Annotated in this window: 2 protein-coding genes; one reads left to right on the top strand and one right to left on the bottom strand. The window is 70.3% G+C overall.

From position 1 onward, the window contains the following. Positions 1-268 precede the first annotated feature (268 nt). Positions 269-1,456 carry a helix-turn-helix transcriptional regulator gene (locus tag ABZ953_RS39270; RefSeq protein ID WP_361734326.1) on the top strand — a complete coding sequence of 396 codons (1,188 nt, stop codon included), beginning with the start codon at positions 269-271 and terminating at the stop codon, positions 1,454-1,456. 79 nt (positions 1,457-1,535) lie between these two features. Here ABZ953_RS39270 and ABZ953_RS39275 read toward each other — a convergent pair whose 3' ends face one another. Beyond that, positions 1,536-1,952 carry a hypothetical protein gene (locus ABZ953_RS39275; protein WP_361734328.1) on the bottom strand — a complete coding sequence of 139 codons (417 nt, stop codon included), beginning with the start codon at positions 1,950-1,952 and terminating at the stop codon, positions 1,536-1,538. Positions 1,953-2,042: the final 90 nt, after the last annotated feature.

Here is a 2,042-nt window from a genome sequence, read left to right on the forward strand (position 1 = left end):
CGACGGACGCCAGGCCCGCGTCTCGCTCTACGACCCGCAGATGGGCGCGGTCACTGACCTCTATGTCGGCGCGCCCGGCGCGGGGAAGTCCGTAATCCTCGTGGTCGGCCATGCCCCCGGGCCGTTCGCGCGGTCGCGGGGGTCTTTACACAGGAGTCAACGCCTCCGTGCGCCGGGCGCCTTGCACAGGAATTGCACAAACCGGTGCGGGGTACTCGGACGACCGCGACCATGGATGTACGGCTGTCTCCCAGAAAGCTTGATCGCTATGGGCACCACCAAAGATCTGGCCCCCGGCGCGCACGTCGCCGTCCTGCGCAGGGCGCACGGTTGGTCTCAGGTCGCGCTCGCCCGACGGGCGAGCGTCTCGCTCTCGCTGCTGAGCAAGATCGAGGTCGGCGACCGTCCCTTGACACCTGACGTGGCGGCGGCTCTCGGCAGGGCTCTGGGGCTGAGCATGGCGGAGGTGCAGGGCCGCGCATCCGTCCGGGCCGATGATGAGCAGCTGCTCTCGGCACTGCGCGCGGCCGTCCGGGACTACGACCTGCCCGAGCACCAGGCCGTGACCGAGGCGCGCGTGACGGCTGGCTTCGCCACCGCGGACGCGCATCGGGATGCCGTCGAGGTCACCGAGCTGCTCAAAATGTTGCCCTCGCTGTTGCGCGACGCCACGACGCACGCGCACACAGAAAACAGCGGCACGGCCTGGTCGATGCTCGCGGACGTCTACAGCACGGTCTACTGGCTCGCCGCGCGTCATCGGTGGATGGACCTCGCAGAGCTCGCCGTGGCCCGCCAACAGTGGGCCGTCGATCAGCATCACACCCCCGTCGGCGCCGCGTTCGCCGCGCGCGACCGCGCCGGAACGTACCTGAATTTCGGCGACGTCGAGCGCGGCCTGGACGTCGTAGACCGCGCGATCGTCGCCGTGCAGTCCGCGCCGCTCTCCACTGCGGATCGCGATCTCGCCGTGGGCACGCTGGCCTTGCGCGGGATGACCCTCGCAGGCCGCCTCAGGGACAAACGCGAGGGCCTGCGGGAGGCGCAGCGGCACATCGAGTCCGCGTGGCGCGCGGCCAGCAGCTTCCCCGGCCGGGTCGACGCGCACGGCCTCACTTTCGGCACGCAGCAGACCTTTACACACGTCCTCGCAACCCAGGTGGACCTAGGCCGGCCGCGGGAGGCGCTCGCGCTCACCACCGACCTGGACACCGCACTCGCAGGCCTGCCGCCCACCCGCATCGCGCCCACCCGCATCAACACGGCGCGCGCCCAACTCGACACAGGCGACCTCGACGGCGCCCTCACGAACGTCTGCGAGGCGTTCGCCGTCGCCCCGCAGATGGCACGCATCCACCCCATGGGCCGAGAGCTCCTGCGCGTGCTTTTCTCGCTCCACCGACGGTCGGACCCCACCATGCGGCGGCTCTCCAAGCTCTCTGGCATCAGCCTCTGAAGAGCCTGCGCAGTCGTCCAGCCCAGAAACGCAAAAAGGCCCCGCTTCCAGTGGGAAGCGGGGCCTTGGACGATACGGATCACTCTGCTGGGACCAGACCGACGTCATCGGGCAGAGGCAGGTTCGCGGCCGCGTGGGTGAGCATCGCGTAGGCAGGCTGCCAGATACCGAGGACCGAGGTGATGTGGCAGCGTAGCCAGCCCCTGCTGCTGTACCCGAGCTGACGGCCATGGAGGTAAGCCGTGGCCTGGGGGGTGTCGGGGTGGACCAGGGCGACGGTGATCGTCGTGGGTCCGGAGTCGTCGCCGGGCCTAGGGTGCGCTCGCTCGACGAACGGGCCAATCCTCACCGCGATATCCCGGGCACTTTCAGGCGTCCAGGGCTGCGGATCGCGCAGGGCCGCGAGCATCGCCCGGAACGCGTCGACCGCGGCCTGGTCGTCGGGAGTGAGGGCATCGGGGGCGTTGCCGCAGCGGCGGAACGGGCGGCGGGTCATCGCATGGGCTCCTTCTCGTTCGCAGGGTGTGTCCAAGGCAGGGCGAGGCTGTCTTCGGCTGTGCGGGGAACGGTGGCCGACGGGCGGGGG

The sequence above is a fragment of the Streptomyces sp. NPDC046465 genome (assembly GCF_040646035.1).
In the GTDB taxonomy this organism is placed as follows: Bacteria; Actinomycetota; Actinomycetes; order Streptomycetales; family Streptomycetaceae; genus Streptomyces.